The organism is Metasolibacillus sp. FSL H7-0170 (assembly GCF_038593115.1).
GTDB lineage: Bacteria > Bacillota > Bacilli > Bacillales_A > Planococcaceae > Metasolibacillus > Metasolibacillus fluoroglycofenilyticus.
Genome location: NZ_CP151964.1, coordinates 3,441,020 through 3,458,525, shown reverse-complemented (window position 1 = coordinate 3,458,525; position 17,506 = coordinate 3,441,020). Strand labels below are relative to the sequence as shown.

Genomic DNA, 17,506 nt, shown 5'->3' with positions numbered 1-17,506 from the left:
CATCAACCAATTTTCGTACATTTTGAATTTTATTTTAAAATCAAATCAATCATATAAATACATCATCTTTCTCACTTACCATCATAACCTAAACCAATAGGTGATTTACCTTGATTAAATAAACTACAACCTTTACATAAACTACTTCTACTTACTTTATGACAAAGGAACGGCTTCATTTTTTCTTCAACGAGTGTTTGATATTTTCTCGTAACTTCAAGCGAATTATACCTAGCATCATCCCTACTCCACTCATGCGCCTTCTCAAAACCATCCTTTATATTGGCGCACAACATCAGCAATAGATTCCATTCCTCATAGCTACATTCGTGCTGTTTATCAACCTTGTGTCGTACCCAATTACAGCGCTCATAAATTAAATCACCATCAGCCTTTTTATTAGATGAATAGAAGCTTTGTTGCTTGCCATGAACTATCTTGCGCTGTTCCTTTTCAATTGCTTCTTTTAAAAATCCTTTTACATCCTCATATTTTAATTGATTAACATCCTGAAAATATTCAATCGTAACCAGCTTCGGTTTGTCTTTATTTTTAAGGTTATAAGTGAATGGTACACGCATCATTTTTAACACATTGGACTTATCAATTTTCTTCCCTATCTTGTTAGCCTCTTGATTGACATACTCGCTAAATAGCCTATAAATCAAATTGATTTCCTTGCGTTCCTCAATTGTTTCAAGCCTTAATACCTCATCAAATTTGTAGTACACATGTAGACCGCCTCCACTATTTACAATCATAGTAGGCTTAATAGGTAACGCTGTAATGAAATCAGTTGCTTGCTGGAAGCTATCAAAATATTGATTGTGTTGCTCGTTATGATGTCCATCTACCTGAACATCAACATCTAGCCATAACCCAAATACCTCGCTAATGGTTTCTAAAGTACCTTTCACACGCTTTAAAATATTTTGAGTAAGTGCCTCAATATCCTGTTTAAAATAACCATGAAAATCATGATGACTATACTCATTTAACTTTTGACGCATGGTATCATAGCTAACTAAATCCTTTTGTAAGTCAGCTTTCATTTTATTTAAGTTGATACCTAGCTCTCTTTCCTTTGGCTCAACATTACGCAACGCTCGCTCCGCTTGTGTGGCTTGGTAGCCATACCTTTGATTGATGTACTTTTTATAGAGTGTTGTTACTATTTCATGTTTGGTGTTATCCTCTTTTACTTTTTTTAGTTTTGCTTCTTTTTCGAGTTGCAAGGCTAAATTAAGCTGAATCGTATACCCTTTAGCTGATTCTGCTTGAATGTAATCCACTACACTATCTTTATCATGTGTATCAATAAATGTACTCATCTTTGTATCTATATTGAATAACAAAAACTTACCTTTATATTTAACATCACTAGGATATAAATATTCTAAAAAACCATTCATACTATCTATCAATCCATAAAACCTCCTAAACATTTATTTTTACAATCAAATCATAAAATAAACATTTAGGTATCGTCTATAAAGTTTTACGCACTTTCTAAAAAATCGGTTACATCAGTTACACTGGTTACACCTTTTCTACATAAAAGATGTATTACAAAATTTATTTTTAAAAGAAAAAAAATATATGTATATCATAACTATCAAAATAGTGTAACTGGTGTAACCCATATCTATTTATTCTCTATTGTAAGTAATATTATGTAGTATTCTATAAAGCTCCTAGTGCTATAAACCTTGATATATCAACGTTTTTAAGCCCTTTTATAAATTAAGTATGTATTTCATAATTAAAATTTCGTGCAAAAATGGATGTAACCAGCAAGGCTAAAAGTGTAACCAACATAGGGGAAATATGTAACCAGCACCCTTAAAAATGTAACTCGGTATGTCTATATGTGCCTTTAATTCATAGCGTTCCATACAATTACATATAAAATTTTGCAATAAAATACGCTACTCGATATGAGTAGCGTTTATTGAACATTTATATGAGATTTTTAATCTGTAATCGAGTCTAAAACATCTCCTTATGAGATTGCTAAAAATAAGACTTATATCGCCCCGTTACTTCTTAAGTTTTTCATAATTTGAGGATTATCATTCTCAACACTATAGAAGAAGCTTTCGTCTACATGATTTTCAATATCCCATTCCTCTATACCCCATTCATTGGTAGTAACTAGTATGATTTTTTTAGATTGTGTGCGTTTTATTTCATCCAAAAACTTATTGTATCTTTTTGAATTTTTAAGTACCGATTCGACTGGATAAAACAAAGTAAAAGTATCTTCATTGCCTTTTGGATTATTTTGTGTATGAGTTGCATAACTACTAAAATTCACACTCATTTTACCCAATTTATAAATAGCTGTTGATTTAATTGAATTAGGTAGCAAATCTTTTTTAAATGCTCTATTAATATGATATGACATATCAGACATAGAACCCGTTCTTATAATTCCCTTATCAAATACTTGATTCAAACAAGAAAGTGTCACTCTTAACTTAGCTTCGTTATCATAACCTCTTACTAACATTATTCTTTTATCTATATCATTTAAAAAATTTGATATAGTGTCAATTGCTTTTTGCTTATCAGTCATAATACATCCCCATCCTTCCATCTACTAAATTCGACAAAAGGAGATGTTTTCCTTCGATAAAATTCCGTTGTTTTTAACAAATAATAATTACTATACATAAATAGAACTGTTATGAGGTTTTAGAAAAAAGTTTTTCATTTCGCTCCTTATTAATATTTTCAGCAACTTCTTGAAAAATTTTACTTACTTCTTTAGATTCTAATTTTTTCCCCTTCTCTATTTCTATAACGATTCGTTTCCATTCTGCTTTTAAAATTACTTGTTGGATAAAATTTATATTGGCATTTAGATTACCTAATTCATCATACTTATCATCTATTGGATTTTCATCATACCTCAATAACAATTTGATTACTTCATTAGAAAGTACATTGAGTTTTTCAGAATAAATTTCTGTTGGATTTAGTAACAAATAGAGTTTTTGTTTCACTTTCTCTAATCGGAATAACTTATCAAAATATTCTTTTCCTTTCTCATCTTCTACAGTTATTTCTTTCAAATTAAATAAAGTCACAAACATACTCACTTCTGAGATGACCATTGTATATTCAACAAAACTCTCTCGAAGTTTATTTAACCACTCAATTCTCTCTTTACTGACAGTATCAATATATCGCCTCTGTTTTAGACTAGTAAGATTTAACTTCCCAAGTAGAGTATTTAAAAACAGTGTTATTGCTCCTATAGAAGCGGTTATGATTGCTACTTGTACTGGTTACTTGAAGCTCTAAAAATGACATTCTTAACACCTCTCAAAATTGCTTTAACCGTAACTAATATATCATGTACAAACATATAAAATACAAATAACGTAAATTTATTAATTATTTAGTTTTAGTTAATCAAAAGTGTAGTCTGTTGAATCTCAATGTATTTGTAAATTCAAAAAAACATCAATCATCCCAATGGAAATCAATGTTTTCTTTACTACGTTATTATCTTTTTTCATAAACGGATACTTTTGTTTCGTCACTGTCATAATAATAATTGACACTAATTAACAGTCCATCAATTGTCACAAAGTCATTCTCTAAATGATTTTCCTCACCATCTCGCTCATTATTTTCTATTCTCCATTTTGTAATATCATAGACGATTGAATCTTCATCTTCTTTCAGAACTGTAGCACCAGCATCTACATATTCTTGTAAGACTGATTCTTTAAAATAATGCGCCCCATCATATAGTAAAATACTTTTTTGGGATTTAAAATTATTTTCATTAATATTTCTGTTACGAACCACATTAAAGCCATCAAATTGATACTCATATTTGCTCGTAGTTTTACTAAATAGAATACCGTCTTGTGTATAGCTATCATATTTAGTAATATATGTGCCGTCACTCTTTAACTGAATCGTATCGTTATCATGAAAATCTTCTAGCGGAACCGTTTCATAATCATCAAAATAATGACCATCTAACTGTCCTGCTTGTACTTTGTAATATGTACCATAGTAATCTTTATATGTATCTTCGGTTGCTTGAACAACGTCTTTTTCAGTTGTTTTAGTCCCCCCTTTTCCACTGCTACATCCAACTAATAGTATTGTTATCATGAATAATAGAAAGATATTCTTTTTCAAAAGTGCCACTCCTTTTTACAGTGATTTTTATTGATACAGATAGATAACCGCTACTAAAACCACAACTTTGCATGAACAGTAACTTTGCCTCGTGCTATCAATTGTTCTGTTATGCAAAGTTGTCATATAGTAAATTAATCTATTAGCTTCTTAAATAATTATTTTTACTCATTTCTTGTTTTATCGGGGAAATAGACGAATGTAAAATCTCCACCTTCATAAGAGAAACCCGATAAATAAATTTTCATGCCAAAGCGTACTGTACGTTTATCATCAAAACCATATTCATGTGTTAGATTTTGCTTTTTATCAATCCACGTTTGATAGGAATTGATTTCAGCAAGTGTTCGTTTTGTGCCTGTAATATCACTTGCGACCATCGCCAATGCTTGTTTAGTAGTAGGTGTATTTCCTGTAGCTGTGATTCTATAATCACGTTTTCCATATAACACTGGATAAAAATCGTTTGGTGAATAGGTAATCGTTAAATAGTGATTATTTTTATCGACAAAAAATATTAAATAATGGTCATCACCACTTGTTGCGCCATCCACTACATAATGTTGATTCAAATATTGAATTGTTTCAGGTGTTAATTCCTTCTCCAATTTGTCCAATGCTTTAAAATCAAATAACTCATGACCAGCACTTTTATTTTTTACACGTTCCGCAAACTTAAATGTACCTGATTCAAATAACGCTTTGTATCGTTTATTATAGTCCTCGGTTTCTTCTTGACGAATTGCTGCTCTTTCTAAATCCACATGTATACTGCCTTTCGTTAAGAGATAGAACAGATAAGCAGTACCTTGCTTTGCTAATTTCTCGATGTCCTCACTAGAAGCATATTGACTAAGTGCTTGTTTGCCCTGTACTGACCTGATATTTGCTAAATGTAGCTTATAAAAGAAGATAACCACTTGTGAACGAGTGACATGATTGGCATAACCAAAATGTTGCTCAATCAACTTCTCTGTTGGATTTTGACCGCTTGATACCTTATTATCGTATAAAAATTGAATGCTATCTTTTAACGTCATCTCATCCTTTGCAAGATAAGCGAGTGCTTCGGCTACAACACCACGCTTAACAGGCTCAAAACGTTGTACCTCGTTGACATAACCGTTTAATGGCACACTATAGCTTGCTAATTTGTCATAAAAATCATCAGCCCAATGCCGTTCCCCACTATTTCTCATTAACGTGCCTTTTGCAGCATCCAGCTTAAAGTAATTCACTAACATTTTTGCAAATTGAGCCTCTGTGACTTTATCATTTGGCTTAAATGTACCATCCTTATAGCCGCTAACAATCCCTTCTTTACTTGCCCATAGAATGGCTTCATAAGCAGCATCCTTTTTACTCACATCTTTAAACGGATTACCTATTTGTTGCGCTACATGGCTTGATGCATGTACTACTACATCACTTGTACCTAGAGTTCCACCTACTAAACTACTCACTAATAATGCACTACACATACTTAATTTTATTTTGTTCCTCATACTTACTCCTCCTAAAAAAATGATAGTTTTATAGTTCATTTTCAAAATACGCATAGACCTATTGACCTGTTTCCATCGTAAAAAAGAAGGCTATTTCTAAAGTATTAATGAAGATAGCCCTTTCAATGATGAACATAATTTCAATACAAGCATTCTTGGAATAGCCATTGAGATACATGTTGATAAATCCATTTACATTCCATAATTCATGGTGGAATTATTTGAACATTAACTAACATCTTTTAACGCTTCTCCGACCATTCCCACAAAATTTGGAGGATAAGAGCGTTTTTAGAAATGCCTACACGCTTTGCCTCTAAAATAAGTTTTGTGTTTAAATCACAAGGCAACCTTAAACCTGTTCTCACCTTTTGTGTTGTCACCTTAGCATCACCTCTTGAAATTATCATAAAGTGTTGTCACTTTGTTGTCAATGTATTTCTAAAACTTTTTTTGTTGCTATAATGACACCATATAGACAACACAAGAAAGGAGAGGTACGATGGCTTCTAAGCTACCTCAATTCACTATTCGCATTGAACCTGAACTTTTAAAGAAAATTCGTTATGTAGCCGAACATAATGCTCGTTCTGCTAATCGTGAAGTAGAAGTGTTAATAAAGGAACACGTAGCCAACTTTGAAAAAAAACACGGTACAATTACTTTTGAAGATTGATATATTCATTCAAAATGATTTGTATTTGATAAGACAGTTTTTGATTGTCAGAATTCAATCTGTAACCCTTGTTCAACTTACAGATTTCAGTTGAACAAGGGAGTTTATTGAGTTTGTGATATATGTATGAAAGGATTAAATATTCATTTCGATACATTTGGTCTACAGGGAAGGGGAAACAAATACATGTCGATTTACTATAAAATAATTGGAGATGGATATCCCATCGTTATGTTGCATGGTTGGACACTTGACCATCAAGTAATGTTACATGCACTAGAGCCGTTATTCGAGAAACGAAGCGGTTGGAAGAGAATATACATAGACTTACCAGGTATGGGGCATTCTGAATCACAACCATCTATTCAGAACTCTGATGATATTTTAGAAGCGATATTGCGTCTTTTGGATGAGATTATCCCCAATCAACAGTTTATTGTTTGTGGGAATTCATTTGGAGGATACATTGCCAGAGGTATAGTCCATTCACGCCAGGACATGGTTCGTGGATTACTGCTGATAGCACCATTAACTATACCCGAATACGATGAAAGGATAGTACCACCGCAAACAGTTCTAAAAAGAGATAGCAACTTGATTTCACAATTATCTCCAGAGGAAGCTGATGAATTTTGCTCTATGGCGGTAGTACAAGGTCAAACTGAATGGGAGAGGTTTCAAAATGAAATTTTACTTCCTTCTAAACAAACAAATTATGAATTCATAAACCACATTCGTCAAAATGGATACGGCTTTACCTTTGATACTTCATCTAAACTTGAGTATCCCACACTGATTATCACAGGTCGTCAAGATAATGTAGTTGGATACCACGATGCATGGCGACTAATTGAAGATTACCCTAGAGCAACTTTTTCAGTACTTGATATGGCTGGTCACAACCTACAAATCGAACAAACTGATGTATTTAACACATTAGTGCATAATTGGTTAGATAGACTTGAGTTAGAAAATTTCAAGATTTTATAACTTTTCGCAAATATGAGTTTACTGTTATATTAACTAGTTAGTTGATGAAATGAATAAAAGCCCATTTTTGACCAACAATATTATTGTGGTCTTGAATGGGCAATCATGTTATCTAGTGCAAACGCTATTTATTCACTTCTGTTAGGCTAAATCGTTTCAGCATATAAGGTAAACGTATATTCTTTCCTTCTATCATTGCTATCTTATCCTCTGTTTTATCTTCATCTACCCCTAATAGCTCGATACCATTATCAAACAACCAACGCATAAAATAAATCTGAGTCGAACTTTTTCTTATTTTTTTAGGTAGCGTATAAAACATTTTAGGATTTTCATATTTTTTAATCAATGCCTCAATTTGCTCCCTATCCTTTAAAAAGATGTAAGCCCGTAATCAAATAACGCATATAAATAACCCGGCACCTCCGGTACGATAAACATATCAATCAAAGGAGGTGCCATTCTTATGCCAACAAACAAATTAACTATTGTTCCCGTCAAACTCGATCCCCTTCCAATCGAAATTTCTTCGTTCCATTCTAGCCAATGCACTGCTGAGCCAAGTTGTGTCATTAAAACAGCTGCGGCTGAAATCTCCTTCTTCAATGGTGTAGATGAGCGCATTATCCAAACCATTATAAAGGAGCTGCATGGTTGATGAAACAGGATTTTACGAGCGTGCAAAACATCTACATAATATGTGGCAAGACTGATATGCGTAAAGGCATTGATGGTCTCGCAACGCTCATTCAAGATTCTTTCGAGTTGGATCCTTATAGTGATTCGATCTTTCTGTTTTCTGGATGGAGCAAGGACCGTTATAAATGCTTGTATTTTGACGGGGATGGCTTCGCCGTGCTTTATAAACGATTAGATAATGGAAAATTACAATGGCCAAAAGACGAAAATGAAGTACATAATCTTTCGCAACAAGAACTTCGTTGGTTGTTGGAAGGACTATCCCTCCAACAGCCAAAAGCCATTGCAAAATCTGCAAAAGGTATCTTTTAATCATCGTATATTAAATGATATAATCAACCACATATAAACTTGAACGGAAATGTGGTGAACGATTTGACGCCTGTTAATCAAAAGCAAGAAGAACAAAATGAACGAATCATTCGATTACTGGAGGAGCAGTTAGCTCAATCAAATCGACAAATAGAAGCGTTGACGGAACAAGTTCGTCAATTAACGAAAGCATTATATGGTTCTAAGTCAGAGAAATCGAAATATCAAGCACCAAATGGACAAGGGTCTTTATTTGAAGATGACCCATCTTTTAGCGAACCTGAGCAGACAGGAGAACAAAGCACAGAAACGGTTAGTTATACTGTGACTCGTAAAAAGACAAATAAAAAACGAAATGATTCGTTTCGTGAGGATATTGAAGTGGAAGAAATTCATCATCACCCATCTAACTTAGCTTGCGACTGTTGTCGTGGAGAGATGGTAGAGTTCAGTTCGATACTGGTACGTGAAGAAGCAAAGTTCATTCCAGCTACGATGAAACGTGTGCAGCATTTTGAACATGTATACGAGTGTAAGGCATGTAAAAAAGATGCCCTCCAAAAAGCACAAATTAAACGTGGCAAAGCCCCGCAGGGCGCGATTCAAAGAAGTATTGCCGGTCCCACTGTTTTGGCGAAACTTATTTACGATAAGTTTATCCAGTACTTGCCTCTATACCGTCAGGTAAATGAATGGGAACGCCATGGCTTACAGACAAACGATAAAAATTTGTCCAATTGGGTAATACGTGTGGCAGAAGATTGGCTTCAACCACTTTACAATTTGATGAAGCAACTATTAACGGCAAAATCTGTGCTTCATATAGATGAAACCTATGCACAAATTATCAAACGTTCTGATGGAAAGCCAGCTCAATCAAACGCTTATAATTGGGTATGTCGCAGTGTCCAAAGCGAAGGCCCTATTATCGTTTTATTTAAGAGCGCTCTTTCTCGTGGACGGGCAATCTTGGAAGATTTAATCAAGGGTTTTAAAGGTACTGTCATCTGTGATGGGTATTCCGCTTATGGGCAATTACCCTATGTACAGTTCGCCAACTGCTGGGCGCACGTACGCCGTTATTGGCTGAAAGCCGACAGTAAAAACGGACGAATCGGTGTGGAATATTGCGATCAGTTGTTTCATATTGAGCGTAAAATTAAACATCTTTCACTAGAAGAGCGTGTGCAAGTTCGTCAACAAGAGGCAAAGCCGATTGTCGATGAGTTTTTCGAATGGATTGATCGCTCGCCTTTCTTCGGTAAAAATGCCATTGCGAAAGCATCTGAATATACATTAAGCCGTAAAGAAGAGTTAATGGTGTTTCTTGAAAACGGAAACGTTGCCATCGATAATAATCCAGCTGAAAACGCGATTCGTCCAAATGTCATTGGTCGAAAAAACTGGCTTTTCTCTGTAAGTGAAGCTGGTGCAAAAGCAAATGCCATTTGTTTAAGCTTAGCTGAAACGGCCAAAGCAAACGGAATTGATTTTTATCAGTACCTGGTGAAGTTGATGACGGAGTTACCAAATTTACCGTTTCATCAACAGCCTAAAATTTTACATAATTACCTACCTTGGTCGGAAAATATTCAAGCCACATGTGCAAAATAGCCAACTAGCCGAAAAAATTCTCAGCTAGTTGGCCGTTCGTCGTGCGTACCGTAAAGGTGCGCTATTTTTATATTACGGGCTTACAAAAAGATACGCTTATCTACATCTTTATCTAATAAAGACTGATTTATCATGACCTTTGCAAAGGCAATTGGATAATAATTTTTGAACCACGCTAATCTATAAGCATTGATGACATAAGCAGCAGCGTGAGCTAGAGGAAATAAATATTTAACCTTTTTGATGCTTTGGATAAACCATTCATCTACATGGTACTCTCTTAAAACCTCTTCATATTTTTTCCACTCAATCAAATTGGTAGCGCTATTCTTTTTATTATGCAATTTTCCTTTGCGAATGAATTCCACAATTTGATTACTTAATGTTTCTTCGATGCCATATTGAATGAGAAGCCTTTTAAAGTTCTCTCGACTTGTAATTAGTTCATCAATTGCCTTGCCGTTCTTTAGCAATACATTCGCATTACCATCCCATAAGCCCTTACCGTGTGTTAAACCGCTAATCGCTACTAAGTCGCTAAATTTTTGAGGGCTTACTTGCATGGTGACATTGGTAGAATAGTTTGTATTAAATTCACTAATCATTTCAGTGTGCCCTAATGCAAATTCTTGTATCACATCACTATCATACATATCAATATCAGCAATACTAATGCCTGTTTCTTTTTCCAAGTAATATAGCCTTGTACTATCATCTTGGCTCAAAATATCAAACTTTAAAATTGCATCCTCATATGGCTTATATTCTGATTGCAAGGTAACATGGCTGGCATCATAGCCATCTTTACTATAGGTAATACCACTGTAATAATGTACATCTAACTCCTCTGGAATTACCAACATTCCTCCAGCATGTTGACCACTACTAAATGCTACTTCATTTAAAAAATCGAGTGTTTCTTCTAATACCAAGCTATCGAAATTAAATGTTAATATCTCTACTAATGGCTCACCATTATCCTCTTGTTTTAATTTTTCTATATAAATAATATTGCGATTATTTTTATCAAAATGAATGTAATCAATTGGATGTAAATTTCCCTCATCATCTAATTCATAAAAATCACTAACATCATTGTTATATCGTTCTCTTAATGTTTCAACAATGATATTGCCCTTCGCTTTATGGTATTCCCAAATGATTTTCTTACTTTTCCCCTCGGCAAGTGTACTAATTGTGCCAGCTCGTACAATATTGCGCTCACCAAATAAGCTGGTGATAAAATCAATCATATGCTTTTGAATCTCACTACTAAAATTCAAGTCTACGTCAGGCGTTTTTTCACCGCCATAGCCCATAAAACTACTCCAATGAATACCAAAACCATTTCCTTTTAAAGACCCACCACAAGTACATTGCTTAACAGGCAAATCAAAGCCGCACACTACGTTTTCATCTCCACAAAACTCTACTTCTTTACATGTATCACATTGATAATGTGGTGGTAATGGATTGACCTCACTTATACCCATTATATAAGCGAGCAACATACTCCCAACGCTCCCACGACTACCTACTAAATAGCCTTTGCGTTTGCTTTCCTCTACTAATAAATAACTGCCATAAAAGACAACCTCATAGCCGCCTTTAAAGACCATTTCTAGCTCTTTATTTAACCTTTCTTGAATTACCTTATCAACATGCTCACCATATAGCTCTCTAAGCCTTCTTTCTACGACCTCAAGCATTTTCTCCTTCTCATTACCGCCTAACATAGACGGCTTTACTAGTGGATGCGTTGGTACTACCTCATAGGGAGAAAATTTATCTAATAATTTGATGGTATTTGTAGAAACGATTTCTCTCGCTCTTTTTTTACCTAAAAAATCAAATTCATTTAATAATTCCTCAGTTGATTTATAATAAACATTTGTTCGTGCTAATTCCTTACTTTGTATATATGAATGAAACCTTCCACCCTCTACCTTTAGTTTTAATCCTTTAATATCAACATTTAATAAATCATCGCCTATTAATTCACCTTGAATAAACTTGTTATATATCTCTTGTTCAGTATCAGTAAAAGCTAGTTCTTTTTGAATTTTATTATCAAAAAATTCTCGAATGATGGTGACATTCTTATCTAAAAATATCTTTACTCGATTATCGAACCACAACATGTCTAAATATTGCTCTTCATATTTATGAAGACACAACACTTCCCCCAAACTGATAGCCATTTTATTTTGCTTTTGACATATCCCATCAATAATTTTGGTTAATTGCTTTAATGTGGCTACTGGTATATCTTCATAATGATGATTACTATATGGGCTATTTAATCCAATCACATCATAATTATCTAAAACACACTCATTAAATTTACCGTTTAGTAGACTTTCAAAGATGTCTTTGCAATAGAAGCCATTGCTTACAACTAAAATATTTTCTCGATGCCCTTCAACATCTATATCATTCCAGCCTAAAACCCTATTCTCTGTATCAGTATGAACCTTGCTACTTAATTGATTAATAAAGGTTAAGCCTTCTCTATTTAAAGCGTATAGCGTGACCATTTGTGGAAAACGCATATCCAATTGAGTTTTTAAAGGTTCATTACACGCTACTAAATCTTTATTGTGAGCCTCCATATCCTCTAACAACTTTTGGAACAATTTAAATGTATGCAAGCTATCTGAAACAGCTCTATGATGATTTTCAATCTTGATTCCATATTTTTTTAACATGTCTTTTAAGCTATAATTCTTACGCTTTCTCTGTTTCGCTAATACTTCTTCCTCCACAAATTTACTTAAATATAGGGTGTCAATTAAGGCAAAATCATTTAATTTCTCATCCAGCTTATACATTCTGCTTCTTACATTGATAAAATTTAAATCAAAATCTCTAGCATTATGTCCGACTAATATATATTTCTCATCACCAATAAATTCATAGAACCGTCTTAGTGCAGTTTCTTCATCTACACCATGAGCTACCACTTTATTTGTAATATTGGTGAGTTTGCTGATTTTTTGATTAATTTTATTCGTGGGCTTAATCAGCTCATGAAATTCCTTTATGACCTCACCGTTTTCAACAATTATTGCTCCTATTTCAATCATTTCATGAAAAAGTGGGAAAATACCTGTTGTTTCTATATCAAATACTAGATATTTAACATTTCTCAAAAATTTCTCATCGGTTATCTCACTGTTTTTCTCATGCAATTTCTCACTATTTACTAGGTAATGCAGATGCCGATTTTGATTAACTAAAAAATCTACACCATAAAACATCTTTAATTTTTCAATATTCTCTAAGCGTTTTTGATTCTCTTTGCTTGGATTGTTCTTATATTCCTCCGCTATCACTTTTTTGTATTGCTTCAATTGTTGCTCTATCAAAGGAAAGCCTCTTACCGTTCCTTTTTCCACAAAGCCTAAGCCTTGATAATTAAATCTATTGGTCATCTCTATAGCGGTTGCTTCTTTTACGATACTTTGCATGGTGGAATATTGACTAATCGTTTTAAATTCAACTCGCCCCATTTCATCTGTATCTATTCTTTTTCCAATATCATTTGTTGTATCTTTACAGTCTTCTATATCTACTTGCAATTGCATAGTAGGCGCATTGATATTACCTATATGAGCAGATGTTACACTAAAATTTGTGTACGTTTCGTCTAAGCTCGTTCTGCCTTTTAATTCGTAAAAATGCCCTTTAACAAAAAAGTTTTTAATTGTTTCTATATTATTTTTGTCATGGTCTTCGTACCTCACAAAGATGATACACTTTAAATTGCTGTCACCATCATTTAAAACAAAAATGAGATTCTCACCTTCGCCACTACTCCATGCCTTAACCGTTACATCACTGACCATTTTTCCACTGACACTTACAAATTCATTTTCTTCGACTATTTTATTAATCCTTTTTTCTTTATAATATTTACCCATCTTTCTACCTCCTCAATTTTATAGAAAAATAAAGCGAGTGAAGCACTTACACTCCACTCGCATGAACATATTTAATCAAACTTGATAAAATCAGTATAATTAATATCATCTGTTCCATTTACATTAGCTTGTGTGCTTTTCTCCTCATTTACTTTTACTTCATTTTCCAAAACTTGATGTGCTTCATTTGGTGAAACCTCATCAACTTTCTCAATTTCGCTTACTACCCCATCAATTTTCTCGATTTTTTCAACAGCTTTATCAAGTTTCTTAAATTCTTGATTCCTTCTATGAAAATTTTCTAACGCTTTTTCTTTATCTTCCATGCCATACAGCCACCCAACTTCATTCCTCCCATTCTTTGTGTAGACGGTGCTAACAACTTTCAATTCCTTTAACTTTCCCATTAAAAAATCTTTTAATTCTGACTCTTTTATTGCCAAATTATCAAAATCAATATCAAGCAATCCTATTAAATACATTAACTGATTTTTTCCTATATCATTTACACTTGCCTCATCATAGACTAATACATTTTTTGTTAATCTATAATCTCTATCTATTAAGCGCAATTTGAATTTCCACATTTCATACCGATTTTGGTTTTTATCTATTTTATCTGATTCACATTCAATATTTTCTATAAGTAAATCATATACATCATCTTTTAATAAACCACCTTTCTAATTTTTTATATTTACCAAATCATTCAAATTAACCATATCATCATCCTTTCTTTCAATCTTACAAACACATATTATTACATAACTATTAATTCCATCAACCAAATTTTACGCAGTTTCAAATTTTTATTATGCATCAGTTACATTTTTACTATCATGGGTTACATTTTTACCCCTCTCAGTTACAAAAATAGCTATGCTGGTTACACATAAAAACCGCTAATTTTTCATTAAAAATAGCACATAAACCCTTCATAAACATTGATATATCAATGTTTATAACTACTACCTTAATTTTAATATAATTAATTTATCTATTACGGTTACACTGGTTACACTATTTTTAGAGTTAAGATATAAATTTATTTTTTTTATGTAGAGAAGAAAAAAATCCTAATAAACCTTTTAGTCAAAAAAGCTGTAACTGGTGTAACCGATGTAACCGCATAAATAGAATCCATGAACGTAAAAAAACCATGCGTTTATACTCGCATGGCTACATCTATGACCTATGATATTATGGTTTATTACTTATGTGTAGTTATTACTAAAACAGCCTTAGAAAGCCATATTATGCCTTCTCTGTTGTAGGAAGAATCACCTCAAACAAATGCGCTTCTTTATCTACGCCTAATTTTTCTTTATCTGCTTCAGGAACAGCCTCTATTTTCAGACGTTCAAGCGGTAAGTCAATGCCATCCACTTTTAAATCATCCACAATTTGATTAATACTAACGGTTGTTTTATGACCGCCCTCTGCATTTCTAAGACCATAAAAAGTATCTTCCTCATTGCTGAATAAGATAAATAACTTTGTTTTATTGCCTTTTTTATCAACACCAAATTTGAAGAAACCTAATTGATGTTCGTCTAAATATTCCTTTAAAATTTTTGACGTAGTTAACCTTGTAAACTCTCTACCTGTATCATTATATACTTGTTTTCCGATTTTTAAGAACATATATTTATTCCCAGCACCATAATATCTGCTTTTATCATTTTTATTATCTTTCCAATTCACAAAACCATCTCCTTATTACATATCATTAGTTAATTATATTGTAAATTAAACAATTAAGAATTCCAATCAAAAAACAAAAAAAGATGCTGATTTTACAACCAACACCTTAACATCATTTAATTCATAAACATTTAAAATCTAACTATACAATCATCCTATAAAGACAATCTATCCTCTGCATCATAAAAATACTTTAACATCATGAATATCTCTTGTTTTGATAGTGTAACCTCTCCTATCTTAATCGACTTACCAATGGATAAATTGATAAATGTTTCAAATGTAACTGTTTTAGCTTCTTCATTATAGGTAGCTCTTATCTCATGAAACCCACTTATCTCTGTGCTAATGATTATTGTCATATGCGTAGCTCCTATAAATAATCTCTTAAATCTTTTGCTACTTCTTCAACATCTAAGTCTAAATATTGCGTTGTAACAGCTAAATCACTATGTCCAAGTGCTTTGCTGATTAAAGCTATGCTTGCACCTTTATCATGTAAATTCTTTGCATAGGCTCTTCTAATAGCATGAGCATTGATATTTTCTAAATTATATCGCTTCGCATATTTATTAAGCTGCTTAGATATAGCACAATTTGATGATTTACTTGTATTCATTGATGTGCCATTTTGTGTAATAAAGACATTGCGATTATCTGTGCCGAAATGAGTACGAATGCCTTTATTAAGCTCAATCAACATTTTAAGCATTTCAACGACTTCCATATCAATAGGCAACTTTAGGAATTTGTGATTTTTTAATATTGAGCCATCGAGATTTAAGCACATATTTTCAAAGTCAATATGGCGCTCTCTAAGCTCCCCCAATGTGCGAATCCGAATACCTGATTTGTACATCAACTTAATTGCACAAGCATCTCTAAAACCAATGAATGTTGTTTGGTCAATCAATTGGAGAAGTCTATCTATATCTGATTCCTTTGCTCCTTTTTTCACTTCTTTATCAATTTTAATTTGAATATTGCTCCAAAAACGGTCTTTAATCCAACCATTGTTATAGAATTTACTTAGTACGGCTTTAATGGATTTTAATCGAATTAATTTAGTAGCTGGCGTAACCTCTAAAACATCCAAATAGTGATATAGCTTATCAATATTAATATCCTCTACATATTCGATATGGCACACTTCTACAAATTGATTAAAAATGTACGCATAGCTTTCAATTGTGCGTGGTCTATTACCAGCAATACGCATTTGATGAAAGACTGTTTCAAGTGCTTTTTGAATTTCTTTATCGTCTTTTCTTAGCTCTTTTTGCTTGCTCGATATAACTACTACATCACCACTTACTGCAAATACGCCATGTTTTCTACTTCTGGACATACAAAAAAACCTCCCAATTATTTTAATTAGAAGGTCTAAGAATCGTTCAAATATGTTATTTTTCCATAGGGATGAAAATAGGGATATTGCCCAAAAGTTCAACTCCCGTTCAATATCCCTAATCTCGAAAATCGTTGATATACCGCCGTTTATAGGCTGGTAAAAAATGGAGACGGCGGGAGTCGAACCCGCGTCCAGAAGCTCCAATACGCCGGCTTCTACGCGTGTAGTTTGTCTATTTGCGGTTCGCATGGCATTATGCCGACAGACAGGCGTCCTGCACGCTAGCTTGGGAATCTCTTGTCGGTGACTCAAGCGGCACCACCAGACCGTATCCCACTGAAAGTTGAGCCCTACGTAGTCCACATGGGCGATGGACAGGCAGAGCGCCTACGAGCTTACGCTGCGAAAGCTAAGTTTTGTTGTTTGCCAGTTATTATATAACTTCCGTTGATGACGGAGCCGAGACCTCCGACGCGCGACCAGAGCTTGAACCACCCCTGTCGAATCCGTAACGCCCCCGAATAATTATTCGGTTTGTAAACCGTGTACGGACAGCTTTGCAATTGGT

At 33.6% G+C, this 17,506-nt stretch carries 16 protein-coding genes and 1 other RNA gene; 5 read left to right on the top strand and 12 right to left on the bottom strand.

Annotation, left to right across the window (positions count from 1 at the left end):
• Positions 1–71: 71 nt before the first annotated feature.
• The 5 genes from MHH70_RS16200 to MHH70_RS16180 form a co-directional block, all read right to left on the bottom strand.
• Positions 72–1,424: a hypothetical protein gene (locus MHH70_RS16200; RefSeq protein WP_342471969.1), complete on the bottom strand. Its 1,353-nt coding sequence runs from the start codon at positions 1,422–1,424 to the stop codon at positions 72–74.
• 602 nt (positions 1,425–2,026) lie between these two features.
• Positions 2,027–2,578, bottom strand: coding sequence for a hypothetical protein (locus MHH70_RS16195; protein ID WP_342471968.1), 552 nt, complete (start codon positions 2,576–2,578; stop codon positions 2,027–2,029).
• A gap of 109 nt (positions 2,579–2,687) precedes the next feature.
• On the bottom strand, positions 2,688–3,092 hold the full coding sequence (locus MHH70_RS16190; RefSeq protein ID WP_342471967.1) for a hypothetical protein: 405 nt from the start codon (positions 3,090–3,092) through the stop codon (positions 2,688–2,690).
• A gap of 421 nt (positions 3,093–3,513) precedes the next feature.
• On the bottom strand, positions 3,514–4,137 hold the full coding sequence (locus MHH70_RS16185) for a hypothetical protein (protein ID WP_342471966.1): 624 nt from the start codon (positions 4,135–4,137) through the stop codon (positions 3,514–3,516).
• Positions 4,138–4,328: 191 nt separating this feature from the next.
• Positions 4,329–5,669 (bottom strand): S-layer homology domain-containing protein, encoded by a 1,341-nt coding sequence (locus tag MHH70_RS16180; protein ID WP_342471965.1) that lies wholly within the window; start codon positions 5,667–5,669, stop codon positions 4,329–4,331.
• Between the two features lie 502 nt (positions 5,670–6,171).
• Between MHH70_RS16180 and MHH70_RS16175 the strand changes: the two genes are divergently transcribed.
• Both MHH70_RS16175 and MHH70_RS16170 read left to right on the top strand, forming a co-directional pair.
• Positions 6,172–6,345: an Arc family DNA-binding protein gene (locus tag MHH70_RS16175; RefSeq protein WP_342471964.1), complete on the top strand. Its 174-nt coding sequence runs from the start codon at positions 6,172–6,174 to the stop codon at positions 6,343–6,345.
• A gap of 186 nt (positions 6,346–6,531) precedes the next feature.
• Positions 6,532–7,335, top strand: coding sequence for an alpha/beta hydrolase (locus MHH70_RS16170; protein WP_342471963.1), 804 nt, complete (start codon positions 6,532–6,534; stop codon positions 7,333–7,335).
• A 124-nt stretch (positions 7,336–7,459) separates the two neighbouring features.
• Here MHH70_RS16170 and MHH70_RS16165 read toward each other — a convergent pair whose 3' ends face one another.
• Positions 7,460–7,684, bottom strand: a complete 225-nt coding sequence (locus MHH70_RS16165; protein ID WP_342471962.1) for a hypothetical protein — start codon at positions 7,682–7,684, stop codon at positions 7,460–7,462.
• A 117-nt stretch (positions 7,685–7,801) separates the two neighbouring features.
• Between MHH70_RS16165 and MHH70_RS16160 the strand changes: the two genes are divergently transcribed.
• From MHH70_RS16160 to MHH70_RS16150, 3 genes are read left to right on the top strand one after another with little or no spacing between them, the layout of a single operon-like run.
• Positions 7,802–7,993 carry a hypothetical protein gene (locus MHH70_RS16160; RefSeq protein ID WP_342471961.1) on the top strand — a complete coding sequence of 64 codons (192 nt, stop codon included), beginning with the start codon at positions 7,802–7,804 and terminating at the stop codon, positions 7,991–7,993.
• Positions 7,993–8,346 carry an IS66 family insertion sequence element accessory protein TnpB gene (tnpB, locus tag MHH70_RS16155; protein ID WP_342473160.1) on the top strand — a complete coding sequence of 118 codons (354 nt, stop codon included), beginning with the start codon at positions 7,993–7,995 and terminating at the stop codon, positions 8,344–8,346. Before MHH70_RS16160 ends, tnpB begins: the two co-directional genes overlap by 1 nt.
• A 54-nt stretch (positions 8,347–8,400) precedes the next feature.
• Positions 8,401–9,960: an IS66 family transposase gene (locus MHH70_RS16150; RefSeq protein ID WP_342471960.1), complete on the top strand. Its 1,560-nt coding sequence runs from the start codon at positions 8,401–8,403 to the stop codon at positions 9,958–9,960.
• An 80-nt stretch (positions 9,961–10,040) separates the two neighbouring features.
• Here the strand turns inward: MHH70_RS16150 and MHH70_RS16145 are convergent, their stop codons facing one another.
• The 6 genes from MHH70_RS16145 to ssrA form a co-directional block, all read right to left on the bottom strand.
• The gene (locus MHH70_RS16145) at positions 10,041–13,883 is read right to left on the bottom strand and encodes an exonuclease domain-containing protein (protein ID WP_342471959.1); all 3,843 of its coding nucleotides are present in this window, start codon (positions 13,881–13,883) and stop codon (positions 10,041–10,043) included.
• Between the two features lie 71 nt (positions 13,884–13,954).
• Positions 13,955–14,455: a hypothetical protein gene (locus MHH70_RS16140; RefSeq protein ID WP_342471958.1), complete on the bottom strand. Its 501-nt coding sequence runs from the start codon at positions 14,453–14,455 to the stop codon at positions 13,955–13,957.
• Between the two features lie 682 nt (positions 14,456–15,137).
• Complete coding sequence (locus MHH70_RS16135; RefSeq protein WP_342471957.1) at positions 15,138–15,587, bottom strand: hypothetical protein; 450 nt, start codon at positions 15,585–15,587, stop codon at positions 15,138–15,140.
• A 155-nt stretch (positions 15,588–15,742) separates the two neighbouring features.
• Positions 15,743–15,949, bottom strand: coding sequence for a hypothetical protein (locus MHH70_RS16130; RefSeq protein ID WP_342471956.1), 207 nt, complete (start codon positions 15,947–15,949; stop codon positions 15,743–15,745).
• Between the two features lie 11 nt (positions 15,950–15,960).
• Positions 15,961–16,935 carry a site-specific integrase gene (locus MHH70_RS16125; RefSeq protein WP_342471955.1) on the bottom strand — a complete coding sequence of 325 codons (975 nt, stop codon included), beginning with the start codon at positions 16,933–16,935 and terminating at the stop codon, positions 15,961–15,963.
• Between the two features lie 164 nt (positions 16,936–17,099).
• Positions 17,100–17,457, bottom strand: a transfer-messenger RNA (tmRNA) gene (ssrA, locus tag MHH70_RS16120).
• Positions 17,458–17,506 lie beyond the last annotated feature (49 nt).

Bases quoted from the DNA above. Each gene is read 5' to 3' on its own strand.
- MHH70_RS16145 (WP_342471959.1), bottom strand. From the start codon at position 13,883: ATGGGTAAATATTATAAAGAAAAAAGGATTAATAAAATAGTCGAAGAA.
- MHH70_RS16195 (WP_342471968.1), bottom strand. From the start codon at position 2,578: ATGACTGATAAGCAAAAAGCAATTGACACTATATCAAATTTTTTAAAT.
- MHH70_RS16170 (WP_342471963.1), top strand. From the start codon at position 6,532: ATGTCGATTTACTATAAAATAATTGGAGATGGATATCCCATCGTTATG.
- MHH70_RS16185 (WP_342471966.1), bottom strand. From the start codon at position 4,137: ATGATAACAATACTATTAGTTGGATGTAGCAGTGGAAAAGGGGGGACT.
- MHH70_RS16175 (WP_342471964.1), top strand. From the start codon at position 6,172: ATGGCTTCTAAGCTACCTCAATTCACTATTCGCATTGAACCTGAACTT.
- MHH70_RS16180 (WP_342471965.1), bottom strand. From the start codon at position 5,669: ATGAGGAACAAAATAAAATTAAGTATGTGTAGTGCATTATTAGTGAGT.
- tnpB (WP_342473160.1), top strand. From the start codon at position 7,993: ATGAAACAGGATTTTACGAGCGTGCAAAACATCTACATAATATGTGGC.
- MHH70_RS16130 (WP_342471956.1), bottom strand. From the start codon at position 15,949: ATGACAATAATCATTAGCACAGAGATAAGTGGGTTTCATGAGATAAGA.
- MHH70_RS16160 (WP_342471961.1), top strand. From the start codon at position 7,802: ATGCCAACAAACAAATTAACTATTGTTCCCGTCAAACTCGATCCCCTT.
- MHH70_RS16125 (WP_342471955.1), bottom strand. From the start codon at position 16,935: ATGTCCAGAAGTAGAAAACATGGCGTATTTGCAGTAAGTGGTGATGTA.